This window comes from Salegentibacter salinarum, assembly GCF_900168115.1.
GTDB lineage: Bacteria > Bacteroidota > Bacteroidia > Flavobacteriales > Flavobacteriaceae > Salegentibacter > Salegentibacter salinarum.
In genome coordinates this window covers 231,146-245,433 of the sequence record NZ_FUZC01000002.1, presented here as the reverse complement: position 1 = coordinate 245,433, position 14,288 = coordinate 231,146, and the positions used below count along the sequence as shown (strand labels likewise).

Here is a 14,288-nt window from a genome sequence, read left to right as displayed (position 1 = left end):
GAATTCCCATTTCATGCGGTCGATGAAGTTCCTATTTTCCCTGGTTGCGAGGATTTAATTTCAGAAGAGGAAAGAAAGAAATGTACAATTGAAAAGATTCAAGAATTTGTGCAAGTTGAATTCGACCCTGAAATCAGAAACAAAATCACCTTTCCAGGAATATATAAAACTTATCTCAAATTCAGAGTTAATCCTGAAGGGGTTGTCCAAGTTCTCTCTATTAATGCACCCCATCCCACAATTTTTCAGGAATTAAAACATGTAATCGGTCAGCTTCCGAAAATGGTGCCTGGTCGAAATTCTAATATGAGAGTACCAATATCGTACTCCTTCCCTTTTATTTTAAATGTTGAACAATGAAAATGGTATCCTAGAGTACATTTTTGAAAACGTTCTGAAAAACCAGGTGAAAATTTTTCGTATCTACATCTTGAATATTATCCTGAGTAAGCATTTTTCCAGAGCTACATAATCAAATACAAATTTTAACATCGAAGTGTAATAAAGGTGTGAAAATTAGTATACTAAAGATAGAAAAAAGGAAAAGTATCAAAAATTAATAGCGGTTCTAAAGCCTCTATTTCATTATTATTTAATGCTAATTGGTTCTATTTGATGTCATTTGATATCAAATAAAATTACTTATTTATTTGCCAATACAGAAATTAGAAAAAATATTCCCCAATAATTCGTCGTTGGTGACCTGGCCGGTGATTTCGCCAAAGTATTCCAGAGCTTCTCTAATGTCTATAGCTAAAAGATCTCCTGAAAGATCGTTATTTAAACCTTCTTCTACTTTATTTATCTCTTCAAGGGCTTTTAAAAGTGCATTATAATGCCGGCTATTAGTTACTATAGTGTTGTTGTTCCTTAATGCACCAGTATTCACGAATTCAAGAAGTTTACTTTTAAGTTCTTCAACTCCTTCTCCTGTTTTTGCCGAAATTAACTGTAAACTCGCACCTTCCAGTTCGTTTAAGTTTTTGGATAAACTTTCTTTCTCTTTTTCCGTTAGTTGATCTACTTTATTGGCGATCACAACCAGGGGTTTTTGAGGAAATTGGTTATGGATCTTTTTAATCTCAACCTTGAATTTTGAACTTTCAGCTTTAAATTTTTCTGCATTTAAAAGATAAACAACTACCTGCGCCTGACTTATCTTTTCAAAAGTTCTTTTTATACCAATACTTTCCACCACATCTTCCGTCTCTCTAATTCCCGCTGTATCAATAAACCGAAACCCTACTCCGCCAATACTCATTTCATCTTCAATTGAATCCCGGGTTGTACCCGCAACTTCAGAAACGATGGCTCGTTCTTCATTTAAAAGTGAATTCAGCAAGGTAGATTTTCCAACATTTGGTTCGCCCACAATCGCGACGGGAATTCCATTTTTAAGTACATTTCCGGTAGCGAAAGAATCGATAAGTCGTTTTAAAACCTGCTGAATTCGGGCCACTAATTCTTTAAACTGATCCCGATTGGCAAATTCTACATCTTCTTCAGAAAAGTCCAGTTCTAACTCAATTAACGAAGCAAAATCAAGTAATTCCTGGCGTAAACGATGAATTTCATTAGAAAATCCGCCGCGCATTTGCTGCATGGCCATTTGGTGCGAAGCCTGGTTTTCAGAAGAGATCAAATCGGCTACGGCTTCTGCTTGGCTAAGATCCATTTTTCCGTTTAAAAAAGCCCGCATCGTAAATTCCCCCGCTTCCGCAGAGCGACAACCTTTTCTTATCATTAACTGGATAATCTCCTGCTGGATATACGGACTCCCATGGCAGGAAATTTCAATTGTTTCTTCGCCGGTGTAAGATTTTGGCGCTCTAAATACTGAAATTAAAACTTCATCTAAGGTACGATCGCCATCCATTAAATTTCCTAAATGAAGGGTATGAGTTGGTTGCTCTTCCAGTTTCTTTTTACTTTTTGCTCTAAAAAGCGGGGATACGATAGCAAGAGCTTCAGGACCCGAAACCCTGATAATTGATATAGCACCGGCTCCCGATGGTGTGGCAAGCGCTATAATAGTGTCGTTTAATTTCATAAAGCAAAGGTAAAAAATTCAGTAGCTTGTAAGAAGTTTTAAATTTAAGAACAGTAGGAAATTGTAACAAACAGCGAAAAGAATCGTCTATTAATAAAAGAGACATCACATCAATCAAAGAAAAATGAGAGAAGACAACCAAATGCTCGTTATCACCCACTTAAGTCAGTTACTGGATTTAGTGACGGGAATCGGCGGATTTATAGTGCCGTTAATCCTTTGGCTAACCCAAAAAGATAAAGTTGCAGGAATGGATTTCCACGGAAAAATGATCATCAATTTTCAAATAAGTATGTTTATTTATGGTCTCATTTGTGTTCCGCTTATCTTTTTATTCGGTCTCGGATTTATCGGTTTAATCGGAATTGCAATTATTATGTTGGTTCTTCCTATAGTAAATGCGATTAAGGTAAGTAACGGGGAAATCCCGAATTACCCGCTAACTATTGAAATTATAAAATAAAAAAATTGTTATTTAAATTTTAGCCTAACCAAAAAAAGCAGCCAGTCGGCTGCCTTTTTCTATATCCTCAATTCTCTATACTCAATATTAATTATTAAGCATCACCGGCATAACCAGCATGGTGATTTTTTCTCCCGGATCAAGTCCGTCTACCGGAGTTAAGATTCCCGCACGATTAGGTAAACTCATTTCTAATTGCACTTCATCTGAAGTCAAATTGTTGAGCATTTCAGTAAGGAAACGCGAGTTAAATCCAATTTGCATATCGTCACCCTGGTAAGAACAGGTTAAACGCTCTTCGGCCTTATTACTGTAATCTACATCTTCCGCAGAAATATTTAATTCAGCACCTGCAATTTTTAAACGTACCTGGTGCGTGGTTTTATTTGAGAAAATAGAAACCCTACGTACAGAACTTAAAAACTGGTTACGCTCAATAGTTAATTTATTCGGATTTTCCTTAGGAATTACCGCTTCGTAATTTGGATATTTTCCATCGATTAAACGGCAGACTAACTGCGTGTCATCAAAAGTGAATTTTGCGTTAGAATCGTTATATTCAATAAGCACTTCACTTTCGCTACCGGCTAAAATTCCTTTTAAAAGGTTTAGCGGTTTTTTAGGCATAATAAAATCTGAAGCCTGTGAGGCCGAAACATCTTCCCGTTGATATTTCACTAATTTATGTGCATCTGTAGCCACAAAAGTCAATCCTTCAGTAGTAAACTGAAAGAAAACTCCGCTCATCACGGGACGAAGATCGTCATTTCCTGAAGCGAAAATAGTTTTGCTAATTGCAGTGGCCAAAATATCTCCTTCCAAAACCGTACTACTGGGGTCTTCCAATTCAACCGGATTCGGAAATTCTTCACCATCAGCATACGCAAGTGCATATTTACCGTGGTTAGAGCTTAATTCTATAGTGTTGTTATCTTCCGCCACAAAAGTTAAGGGCTGCTCCGGAAAAGTCTTTAGCGTGTCTAAAAGCAACTTTGCAGGCACTGCTATTTTTCCTTCGGAATCTGATTCTACCTTCAGTTTCGCAGACATTGTAGTTTCAAGGTCTGAGGCAGAAACCGTAAGCTCGTCTTGCTTAAGATCGAATAAAAAATTGTCTAGAATTGGAAGGGTGTTGGTGTTGTTAATAACCCCACCCAATATTTGAAGCTGTTTCAGCAAATAACTGCTGGATACAATAAATTTCATCGGCTTTGTGATTAATTAGAAATCAATACAAATATATTTTAATCTATTAAAAATTGAGCCTGTAGCGCGGAGTTTTTATTAACATCCAAAACATTAAAATTGAATATAAAACATTGATCTTAAATACATTAAAACGAATAAAAAAATTAAGATTGTTAATATGTTGAATTTATTTACTAAAAATTGAAGTATAGGAAAGCTATTTTAGGTATTTTCTTTTTCTAAAATAATTAAATCCGAAGGCAAAAATCCCAAGAAAAATTAAAGGCAGGACCAGGTTAATCACCTGCCATTTTTCCCGTTCCTCAGCCGCTTTTTGATCGTTCAGAAAGGCTATATTTATTTCCTTGCTGCGTATATCTATAAGTCCGCTGTCGTCCAGCATATAATTTACAGCATTCAGTAAAAATTCTTTATTCCCGTAAGTATTCCCGGTATAACGTTCAAAACCAAGTTCCAGGGGTTCGCCGCGCTGTACATCATTTTTAATCACATCCCCATCTGAAATTACCAGCATTCCTGTTTCGGGACTTTCATCCCGTGGATTTTCAATTTCAAAGGGTTTAATCCTGTTATTATATGCCGAAGTAAATTCGCCTTCAAGTAAAACGGCCAGCGGTTGTTCACCATCATTGTACGAAGCCAAATCGGGTTCCCTACTCACCATCTCCAGACTAATTTCGCGCGGGGTACCTTCCAGCCTGGTTTGCGGCGAACTGCTTAATAAAATGGTTTTATCAATATTATTTTGAAGTGTATCAATTTGATTGGCATATTCAAATTTCACCGCTTCGATATTATTGATTATCGGGTGGTCATTAGGTGAAGTCGTCAAGGGACTATAAAACCAGGGGTACGGATTAAAGCGCGTGTTTTTTCCCTGTCCTGAGGCTAAAATAATCGGTGCCGAATAAATATCGTTGATCAAAACCGGGTTAATACGAATGCCATAGGAAAAGAAGAAATCGCCTAAATTGAGGTCGCGTGGCAAAGCAAAAGTCTTCCCTGATGGGTTCATCAAACTATCGGTTTCCATCGCTACGGCTTCAGTAAGCCAAAGCGATTTACCGCCACTCATCGTATATTGGTCTAAAACATATTTTTCGTTTTCGGTAAAAGCCTGGGTGGGTTTAGCCTCGATAATTAAATCATATTCTTTTAATTGCTGAAGCGTTTTTTGAGGATTCACCGCGGCCGAATCTAAAGTAAATGGCGCCATAAAATAATATTCCTGCAGCGTTTTAATAAAATCGGCTATTTGTGCATCGGGCAATTCCCCATTCCCTCGCATCACTGCAATTTTCTTATCACGTGGATAAACCAATTTATTCAGCGCATTGGCAATAGCATATTCCAGTTGCTGCACTGAGCCGGAAACCCGTTCCTCATCGGTTGCGCCGAGTTTATTTTTTAATAAAGGAATTTGCACTTTTTTATAACCAAGCCTGGCCACAGCCCAGGGAAAAATCAAAACTTCAGAGCTTTTTCCGCTTTCCTGAACGCTTACCCGCGCAGGCGGCATTCCATCCTCATAAAATTTCTGTGCGGTAGCTTCAGCATCATTACTTTCTTCTAAAGGATCAGTAAAAATAAATTTAATATTACTGTTATATGCTGAAAATTCTTCCAGCATTTGCCGGGTTTCATTCCGAAGTCGTCTAAATTCTGAAGGGAAATTTCCTTCTAAAAAAACTTCAATAACAATGGGCGAATCGGCATCTGAAACAATTTCCCTCGCAGCGGGAGATAGAGTATAACGCCCATCACGGGTTAGGTCTATACGTTCAAAAAAATTTGCAGCTAAAAAGTTTATAGCCAGAATAGCAATGAGCAACAGAAAAACAGCTTTATATGTGTTTTGATATTTCACCGCCTAAGATTTTTTCTGAATTGAAATTAACCTTATCTGCGTTAGTTTCAGAAACAGCACGATAAAACTTAAAAAATAAATAATATCCCGGGTGTCTATCACACCCCTGCTAATACTCTGATAATGAAAACTAATCCCAAGATATTCCACACCATAATTAGTGCTCCCAAAAAGATCCAGGTTTCCCAATCCTTCAAAAGCGAAAAAACTTAGAAAGCATAAAAAGACCGCAATAATAAAAGCAATGATCTGATTTTGGGAAAAAGAAGATGCGAAAATCCCTATGGCTGTATAACAGCCCGCCAGAAAAATTAATCCTAAATAAGAACCCAGGGTGGCACCTAAATCAAAATTTCCAACAGGCTTTCCCAGTTGGTGAATAGTAATGACATATAAAATACTGGGTAAAATCGCTAAAATCACCAAGATTAAAGCGCCAAAATATTTTCCAAGAATAAGTTGTGTAAAACCAATGGGACGGGTTAACAAAAGCTCCATGGTTCCTTGCCGTTTTTCTTCAGAAAAACTTTTCATGGTAATCGCCGGAATAAGAAAAATAAAGATCCAGGGTACGAGATTAAAGAATGGTTTAACATCGGCAAAACCATTATCCAGGATGTTGTAATCTCCGGTAAAAACAAATAAAAACAAGCCACAAACCACCAAAAAGATTCCGATGACCAGGTAACCAATTGGAGACGAAAAAAAGGAATTTATTTCTTTGTTTAAAATGGCCAGCATTGGCAAATGTGATTCTAAATTAAATTATTGGCTACTTATAATATTGGTACTCCAGGCTTCAGGTTTGGCGTTAAAAAGTACTTTGGTTTTTGCCCACACATCCTTAAATAATTCTGAATTACGGTAACGTTCTAAAGAGGGGTCATCTACCCAGTAACTATACGTAAAAAAGATGTTTGTATTGTCCTGGTCCTGCAATAATTGAAGTTTATAGCAGCCACCAAATGTCCTGATTTTCTTTTTGTTCTTTTCAAAATTAGAAAGGAATTCTTCCACTTTTTCAGGATCAAATTCCATTTTCACAATTCTGTGTATCATTTTTCTTCAAATTTAATAGTTACCGTATCGCGATGTTCCAGGCCAAACAGCGTAGACGCGCTGCCAACCGTGGAGGGGTTGCTTTTATAAATTGCCAGTTCTATATACCCGGCAGAATTGAACAATGCAAGTTTTTTGCCATCTTCTTCTCCCCTGTTCTCCTTTTCAACTTCAAAATTAATCCAGTCAGAATAAGCTTCATAAATTTTGGGGAAAGTAACCATTCTGGCACTAATTAAATAATTTCTTCCTTTACCAACCTGATCAAAAAGCTTCCTACTAATATTAGTTACCACATTTCCGTAATTGTCAATGTAAAGCACGTGGCCAACAATCTGGTTTTTTTCCGAATTAATAGCGGGTTCAAACTGTTTCAGGTACTTTATTTCACTAATATTTTTTCCAATAACTTCCAAAGTTCCGCCTCGAGCTAAATGGCAAGCCACTTTCACAAAAACATCTAAAACAGGAAAATTGGTTTCAATAGTATCGTGGATATTGATTTCCACGATTTTCTCAGGTTTAATTTCTGAAGCTAGCAAAGATAAAATCCCATTGTTGGCACAAATAAAATAATGATCGTCTAGTAAAACGGCCAGGTGCTTATTCTCTGGAGTAAATTCTGAATCGATCCCAATTATGTGAATACTGCCATTCGGAAAACTATTATAAGCGTTTTTTATAATGTAAGCGGCCTCACTAATATGAAACGGGGAAACCGAATGTGAAATATCAACAATTCTACCATCTTTTAATTCGCTGTAAATAGCTCCCTTAACCGCTCCCACAAAGTAATCTTTCTCGCCAAAATCGGTGGTTAAAGTAATGATAGCCATAGGTGATTGTTAATATTTTTTTAACTTGTAAGCGCTTATTTTATGTAAGTTTGTATAGCAAGCGAAGTTAAGTTTATTGTTTCTTTTGAAAAAGAAAGTCAGGTATGCGAACTTATCTTCCAACTGCCAAAATTAGCATTAAAACTTAGTAGCAACAAATAAAGAATAACTATAAATAAAAATATTTTGATATTGTTTTTCAACTAAAACCATAAGCCTTTGAACGAAATTGTAATTGAACTTTCTGAGATTAATCCCCGCGAATTTTTTGGGCAACAAAACGAGAATATTGAACTTCTTAAAAAGTACTTTCCTAAGCTGAAGATTGTAGCCCGCGGAAACAAAATTAAGGTTTTTGGTGACGAGGAAATGCTGGAAGAATTTGATGAACGCATCACGATGCTTATGGAGCACTTTGGAAAGTATAATAAACTGGACGAAAATGTGATTGAAAGGGTGCTAACCAGTGAGAAAAGTTCAGATTATCAAACTTCAGATGAAAGCGGTGAAGTTTTGGTTCACGGTGTAGGAGGCCGATTAGTAAAAGCCCAGACTGCAAACCAAAGAAAACTGGTTGAATTAATGCGGAAAAACGATATGGTTTTTGCCATTGGTCCCGCAGGAACCGGAAAAACCTATACCGGTGTTGCGCTTGCCGTTAAAGCTTTAAAAGAAAAACAGGTCCGCAGAATTATCCTTACCCGTCCCGCGGTTGAGGCAGGTGAAAACCTTGGTTTTCTTCCCGGCGATTTAAAGGAAAAACTGGATCCTTATATGCAGCCGCTTTATGATGCGCTTCGCGATATGATTCCGCAGGAAAGACTGGATTCATTTATAGAAAAAGGAGTGATACAAATTGCACCGCTTGCTTTTATGCGTGGCCGTACTTTAGATAACGCTTTTGTAATTTTAGATGAAGCCCAGAACACCACCCACGCACAAATGAAAATGTTCTTAACCCGAATGGGTAAAAGCGCCAAGTTTATGATCACCGGAGATCCCGGGCAAATAGATTTACCGCGCAGGGTGATTTCAGGTCTAAAAGAAGCTTTACTGATATTAAAAGAAGTAAAAGGAGTAGGAATAATTTACCTGGACGATAAAGATGTGATAAGACACCGATTGGTGAAGAAAATTATTTCAGCTTATAAAGAAATTGAACATACAGAGTAATAATTTATGCTTATCCTTTTAAAAAACTGAAATAGTTTTTATCTCCCTGAGCGGAGTCGAAGAATTAATCAAAAACGTCTCGACTGCGCTCAACGTGACATTTTATTGAGATACATTTAAATCATATTATTCAATCTCCAAATTCAGAATAAATTCTAATGAATACCATCATAAAAACCGATTTCAATTTTCCTGGCCAAACCGATGTTTACAAAGGTAAAGTGCGGGATGTTTATACTTTAAAAAACAACAAGCTCGTAATTGTGGCAACCGATAGGCTTTCGGCTTTTGATGTGGTGATGCCAAAAGGAATTCCTTACAAGGGACAAATCCTTAACCAAATCGCAACAAAAATGATGGAAGCCACGCGAGATCTAGTTCCCAATTGGTTGGAAGCAACTCCAGATCCTAATGTTGCGGTTGGCCAGGCTTGCGAACCTTTTAAAATTGAAATGGTTATTCGCGGATATCTTGCCGGTCACGCCGCGCGCGAATATAAGGCCGGAAAACGTATGCTTTGCGGGGTAGAAATGCCTAACGGAATGAAGGAAAATGATAAATTCCCTGAGCCGATTATCACACCCGCCACCAAGGCCGAACAGGGCGACCACGATGAAGATATTTCAAAAGAAGAAATCTTAAAACGTGCTATTGTTTCTAAAGAAGACTACGAAATTCTTGAAAAATATACCCGGAATCTTTTTAAACGTGGTACCGAAATCGCCGCAAAAAGAGGATTAATTTTAGTGGACACAAAATACGAATTTGGGAAAAACGCTGATGGAGAAATTCTTCTAATTGATGAAATCCACACCCCGGATTCCTCCCGCTATTTTTATGCCGATGGCTACCGGGAAAGACAGGACAAAGGTGAGCCACAAAAACAATTATCAAAAGAATTTGTAAGGCAATGGCTTATTGAAAATAACTTCCAGGGAAAAGAAGGGCAAATTCTTCCCGAAATGAGCGATGAATATATCCAATCAGTTTCTGATAGATATATGGAATTATACGAAAAAATCACCGGCGAAACTTTTATTAAAAGCGACATCAGTAATATTGAACCACGCATTGAAAAAAATGTGCTGGAGTACTTGAAATAGAAGTTCAACTATTTTTTTCGATACCGTCACCCGAATTTATTTCGGGGTCTAAATTGAGGGGAAGTTCAAACCTTCTGTTCTCATGTTAGATCCTGGAACAAGTTCAGGATGACGTTTAGAAGAAGTTTTTATTGTTAACTAGTTAGAGACTGAAATAATCCCGACAACTTTCGGGATAGCTTGACTAAAACAAGACTTTTTAAAGCCTTAAGAAAACTGATACCCTATCAACCTGGGATCAGTTAAAGTATCCTGGCGTTGCAGCCATTTTATACTGATAGAGATATAATCCAGCTCGTTATTCACGGTCCCGTAGCATTTATAGATTCCTTTGCTTCGAAGTGGATATTTTTCTGCGGTAGCAGGGAACTGGACCGTATCGAACACATCTCCTTCCCCATCAAAGAAAGTCCCGAAATACATATACTTTCCGTTGGAAGTCCCGGTTTTCTTGGCTGTAATAAGCGCTCCATAAATCAAAACTTCCTTTCCTACATAATCTTTTAATTTTTTTGCCATCACCGACTCTTCAATAGGATTTTTAAGCAATTTAAAATGCGAACAAAGCGGAAAACCCAGCAACTCCAATTGGTCAAAAGCCTCTATCAATGCTGAATATTGAAACCGTGGAAGTTCAAAATCCCGATGGGGTGTAGCAAACAATTTTTCCTGTTTAACCGCCGGTTTTGTAGCGTTCAGCTTAAAATGGGCTTTCCACAGCAAATGATGCTTGTCTATTTTAGTAAACCTAAACGCATCAATTTTCAGCAAAATACTCAGTTGCTCTATAGAAATATTTACCCGGTCTATAAAATCATCAAAAGACTTAAAAACGCCAAAAAACTGACGGTTTTCAAGGATTTGCTGCACGGTTTTAGTCTCCAGTTCTTTGATATATCCCAGGCCCAGATAAATATCTTTTCCATAAATTTTATTGGGATGGTCACTATTGTTGATGCAGGGTGGATGCACCTTTCCGCCACATTTTCTAATCTCCTGGATATAGGTTTCCACATCGTAAAATCCGCCGCCGTTATTAAGCGCTGCCACCATAAATTCCAACGGGAAATATTTCTTCAAATACAAACTTTGATAACTCTCTACCGCATAAGAAGCAGAATGCCCCTTGGGGAAAGCATACCCCGCAAAAGAAGAAATTTGCTCCCAAACCTCATCAATAATCTTTTCGCTATAATTTCTTTGCCTGCAATTATCCCTGAATTTTGCTTCAATGCGTTCCATCTGGCCCTTAGAGGTTTTCTTGCCACTCATTCCCCGGCGCAACACATCGGCATCTTCAAAACTAAGTCCGGCGAATTTATGGGCCACTTTCATCACATCTTCCTGGTACACCATAACTCCGTAGGTATCTTCCATAATTCTAAGCATCACAGGATGCCCTTGTTTTCTTCGCGAAGGATCGCGATGTCGTTTTATATATTCTTCTTTCATTCCCCCGCTGGAAATACCAGGCCTGATGATAGAGCTCGCCGCCACCAGATTCAAATAATTATCGGTTTGCAGTTTGGTGAGAAGGCCACGCATTGCAGGAGATTCTACATAAAAAACTCCCATACAATCGCCTGTTTTTAGCAACTCATTAATTTCCGGGTCTTCCTTAAAAACATCAATATTATCTATATCTTCAATTTCAGCTTCTGGCTGATTTTCCTTTATAATTTCAATAGTATCAGTGATTTTTGAAAGTCCGCGTTGAGCGAGGATATCAAATTTATGGATTCCCACATCTTCGGCAATATTCATATCTATCTGGATAGTTTCAAAACCCTTGGGCGGTAAAAAAGTAGCGGCATAATTATAAACGCTATTATTCAGAATTAAAATCCCGCCGGAATGCACGCTCAAATAATTAGGAAACCCCTCAATTAAAGCACTATATCTCAGCACCAGTTTCTCTAATTTATCCAGTTCATTTATATTGAAAAATCCAGCCGAGAGTTTATCGATATTCTCTTTAGGCAAACCAAAAACCTTCCCCAGTTCCCGGGCTACCGCACGTCGTTTAAAGGTGACATAAGTTCCCATCAGCGCGGTGAACTTGTACTTCTCAAATATAAACCGGGTTACCTCGTTGCGGTCTTTCCATGAGAAGTCTATATCAAAATCGGGCGGCGAACTTCGGCTTTCATTAATAAAACGCTCAAAATATAAATCCAGCTCCACAGGATCTACATTGGTAATTCCAATGATATAAGCGATAATAGAATTGGCCCCACTCCCGCGCCCTATAAATGGGAAATTTCGTGAACGGGCATAGCTTACAATATCATAATTGATCAAAAAATAGGAGACAAAACCGAGTTTTATAATAGCTCTTAGTTCTTTTTCCATCCGTTCTAAAACCTTTGCTTCAGCTTTCGGATAACGTTTTAAAAGATTTTCATCACATAGTTTTCTTAGTCGAGCAACATCAGCTTCAGGACTTTCGCCTGAAACCAATAAGTTTCGGTTCTGTTCTTTTCCAAATTCAAAATCTACCCGGCAGTCTTTTACCAGTTCCCGGGTATTTTCCAGAATATGCAGATAATCCTCAAATTCCGCAGCGATAATTTCTGAAGGTATCATTTGGTGGGCAAAAGATCCCTGCTCGCTTTCAGGAAGCTTGCTAAGCAACGTATTGTTGTCTATGGCTCGCAACAAACGATGCGCGTTATAATCGCGCTTATTTCTGAAACTCACGCTTTGTAACAACACCAGTTTATCTTTAAATTCCAGGTATTTAGAAAATTTAAGTTTCCGCAGACTTTCAACCGAAATTCCAATAAATTCATTTTCTTTAAAACTGAATTTTTTATTCGCTACCACTTTTTCAAAAGGATAAATAATAAAACAATCAGGCAATCCAGGGGCTTCAGATTTAAACTCTTTTTTCGAATGAAGCTGCTGTGATAAATGTTCGTTCAACTGCCTGAATCCTTCATTATTCTTTGCAATTCCTATATATTGTTGTTTTGCTCCATTTCTAAAATCTATTCCCGTTATTGGGTTTATACCGTAAGCTGACGCAATTTTTATAAAATTCAGACAACCCGAAGTATTATTAATATCGGTAAGCGCTAAAGATTCAACGTTAAATTTGCGAGCAAGTTCGCAGAGCTTTTCTACCGAAAAGGTCCCGTAGCGCAAAGAATACCAGGTATGACAATTTAAATAAATCATTATTGTTTTCTATGGGCGAGAACTATGGGCGGTTCGCCGTTAAACGGATTCGCCATACGGCCAATGGTTTTGGTGCCTAGCGTTACCGCGCGCATCACGCTGTGTTCCCCATAACGTTCCTTAATCTTATCAATGGAATTATATAAATTCAGCATTTCTTCAGAATCGTCAAAGAGGTTAATCTGGTAATTTCCCCCTACGAGTCCGCTAAATTTCACACCGATCAACCTAATCAGCAAACGCCGAGAGTAAAGTTGTTTAAAGAGCATTTCAACTTTGGGAATAAGGATATGATCGGCGCTGGTATAGGAGATTTTTACCTGCTTGGAATGCGTCTGGTAATCGGAATACCTGATCTTCACACTTACCACACTGGTGAGTTTACTACCACGGCGAAGCTGGTATGCGAGACTCTCTGCCATTGCCACCAGCGTGGCGTGCAGGCGCACCATATCTATGGTATCGCGGCCAAAAGTACGCTCGGTAGAGATAGATTTTCTTTCGTGGTACGGGATAATTGGCGAATCATCCAGGCCATTGGCGCGTTTCCAGATAGTTCTTCCGCTTTTTCCCAAAACGCTTTCCAGCATTTCCACCGGCATTTCCTGTATGGTTTTTATTTCCCTAACGCCTAAATTCAATAGTTTTTGAAACGTCTTATTGCCTACCATCGGGATTTTATTTACACTTAAGGGCGCAAGAAAAACTTTTTCATTTCCATGCGGAATTACAATTTCAGCATTGGGTTTGGCTTCTCCCGTTGCGATCTTGGAAACCACCTTGTTTTGCGAAAGTCCAAAAGAAATTGGTAAGCCGCTTTCCTTAATAATAGTTTGCCTCAACTCCCTCGCAAATTGATTGATCCCGAAAAACTTATCCATTCCACTCAAATCGGCATAAAACTCGTCTACACTGGCTTTTTCAAAACTGGGCACCTGGCTCTTAATAATTTCGGTAACCTCGTGGGAATGTTTGGTGTAAGTACTCGCATTACCCTTAATTACGGTGGCCTGCGGACAAAGCTGCCGGGCAACTTTCATTGCCATTCCCGAGTGTACTCCAAATTTTCTCGTCTCATAACTACAGGCTGCTACTACTCCACGATCGCCCATTCCGCCTACGATAAGCGGTTTATTTTCTAATTCGGAATTTTGCTTACGCTCTACCGAAACAAAAAATGCATCGAGATCCAGATGTAAAATAGACTTATTCTTCATATTTGGATTATTTCCTTTTTATAGGATTTTTTCCAAATTTATGAAATATCTACACTCAAAATAATTCCACTTCGTTAAATTTTGAAAAGAATTTTCCAGCTTGATTATTCTGAAAAAATCAAAATCAAAGC

Annotated in this window: 11 protein-coding genes; 3 read left to right on the top strand and 8 right to left on the bottom strand. The window is 38.1% G+C overall.

Annotated elements, in window-relative coordinates; translation table 11 throughout:
• Nucleotides 1-646: 646 nt before the first annotated feature.
• Nucleotides 647-2,050, bottom strand: a complete 1,404-nt coding sequence (gene mnmE / locus B5X53_RS04000) for a tRNA uridine-5-carboxymethylaminomethyl(34) synthesis GTPase MnmE (RefSeq protein ID WP_079711951.1) — start codon at nt 2,048-2,050, stop codon at nt 647-649.
• A 124-nt stretch (nt 2,051-2,174) separates the two neighbouring features.
• Here mnmE and B5X53_RS03995 point away from each other — a divergent pair, with 124 nt between their 5' ends.
• Entirely contained in the window at nt 2,175-2,513 is a 339-nt protein-coding gene (locus B5X53_RS03995) for a DUF4870 domain-containing protein (protein WP_079711950.1), read from the top strand.
• Nucleotides 2,514-2,600: 87 nt separating this feature from the next.
• Here the strand turns inward: B5X53_RS03995 and dnaN are convergent, their stop codons facing one another.
• The 5 genes from dnaN to B5X53_RS03975 form a co-directional block, all read right to left on the bottom strand.
• Nucleotides 2,601-3,719: a DNA polymerase III subunit beta gene (gene dnaN / locus B5X53_RS03990; RefSeq protein ID WP_079711949.1), complete on the bottom strand. Its 1,119-nt coding sequence runs from the start codon at nt 3,717-3,719 to the stop codon at nt 2,601-2,603.
• Nucleotides 3,720-3,918: 199 nt separating this feature from the next.
• A complete protein-coding gene (gene gldG, locus B5X53_RS03985) occupies nt 3,919-5,589 on the bottom strand; it encodes a gliding motility-associated ABC transporter substrate-binding protein GldG (protein WP_198550754.1) in 1,671 nt (556 codons plus the stop codon).
• Nucleotides 5,590-5,592: 3 nt separating this feature from the next.
• A complete protein-coding gene (gene gldF, locus B5X53_RS19120; RefSeq protein ID WP_198550753.1) occupies nt 5,593-6,330 on the bottom strand; it encodes a gliding motility-associated ABC transporter permease subunit GldF in 738 nt (245 codons plus the stop codon).
• 24 nt (nt 6,331-6,354) lie between these two features.
• Nucleotides 6,355-6,648 (bottom strand): putative quinol monooxygenase, encoded by a 294-nt coding sequence (locus B5X53_RS03980; protein ID WP_079711948.1) that lies wholly within the window; start codon nt 6,646-6,648, stop codon nt 6,355-6,357.
• Nucleotides 6,645-7,484 carry an SAM hydrolase/SAM-dependent halogenase family protein gene (locus B5X53_RS03975; protein ID WP_079711947.1) on the bottom strand — a complete coding sequence of 280 codons (840 nt, stop codon included), beginning with the start codon at nt 7,482-7,484 and terminating at the stop codon, nt 6,645-6,647. The genes B5X53_RS03980 and B5X53_RS03975 overlap by 4 nt, the downstream gene beginning before the upstream one ends.
• A gap of 219 nt (nt 7,485-7,703) precedes the next feature.
• Between B5X53_RS03975 and B5X53_RS03970 the strand changes: the two genes are divergently transcribed.
• Both B5X53_RS03970 and B5X53_RS03965 read left to right on the top strand, forming a co-directional pair.
• Complete coding sequence (locus tag B5X53_RS03970; RefSeq protein WP_079711946.1) at nt 7,704-8,657, top strand: PhoH family protein; 954 nt, start codon at nt 7,704-7,706, stop codon at nt 8,655-8,657.
• A gap of 158 nt (nt 8,658-8,815) precedes the next feature.
• A complete protein-coding gene (locus tag B5X53_RS03965; protein ID WP_079711945.1) occupies nt 8,816-9,760 on the top strand; it encodes a phosphoribosylaminoimidazolesuccinocarboxamide synthase in 945 nt (314 codons plus the stop codon).
• A gap of 207 nt (nt 9,761-9,967) precedes the next feature.
• On the opposite strand, the gene B5X53_RS03960 is transcribed toward B5X53_RS03965, so the two are convergent.
• Nucleotides 9,968-12,940 carry a DNA polymerase III subunit alpha gene (locus B5X53_RS03960; protein WP_079711944.1) on the bottom strand — a complete coding sequence of 991 codons (2,973 nt, stop codon included), beginning with the start codon at nt 12,938-12,940 and terminating at the stop codon, nt 9,968-9,970.
• Nucleotides 12,940-14,157, bottom strand: a complete 1,218-nt coding sequence (gene dinB / locus B5X53_RS03955; protein WP_079711943.1) for a DNA polymerase IV — start codon at nt 14,155-14,157, stop codon at nt 12,940-12,942. The genes B5X53_RS03960 and dinB overlap by 1 nt, the downstream gene beginning before the upstream one ends.
• Nucleotides 14,158-14,288: the final 131 nt, after the last annotated feature.

Bases quoted from the DNA above. Each gene is read 5' to 3' on its own strand.
- B5X53_RS03960 (WP_079711944.1), bottom strand. From the start codon at position 12,940: ATGATTTATTTAAATTGTCATACCTGGTATTCTTTGCGCTACGGGACC.
- B5X53_RS03995 (WP_079711950.1), top strand. From the start codon at position 2,175: ATGAGAGAAGACAACCAAATGCTCGTTATCACCCACTTAAGTCAGTTA.
- B5X53_RS03965 (WP_079711945.1), top strand. From the start codon at position 8,816: ATGAATACCATCATAAAAACCGATTTCAATTTTCCTGGCCAAACCGAT.
- gldF (WP_198550753.1), bottom strand. From the start codon at position 6,330: ATGCTGGCCATTTTAAACAAAGAAATAAATTCCTTTTTTTCGTCTCCA.
- B5X53_RS03980 (WP_079711948.1), bottom strand. From the start codon at position 6,648: ATGATACACAGAATTGTGAAAATGGAATTTGATCCTGAAAAAGTGGAA.
- dnaN (WP_079711949.1), bottom strand. From the start codon at position 3,719: ATGAAATTTATTGTATCCAGCAGTTATTTGCTGAAACAGCTTCAAATA.
- dinB (WP_079711943.1), bottom strand. From the start codon at position 14,157: ATGAAGAATAAGTCTATTTTACATCTGGATCTCGATGCATTTTTTGTT.
- mnmE (WP_079711951.1), bottom strand. From the start codon at position 2,050: ATGAAATTAAACGACACTATTATAGCGCTTGCCACACCATCGGGAGCC.
- B5X53_RS03975 (WP_079711947.1), bottom strand. From the start codon at position 7,484: ATGGCTATCATTACTTTAACCACCGATTTTGGCGAGAAAGATTACTTT.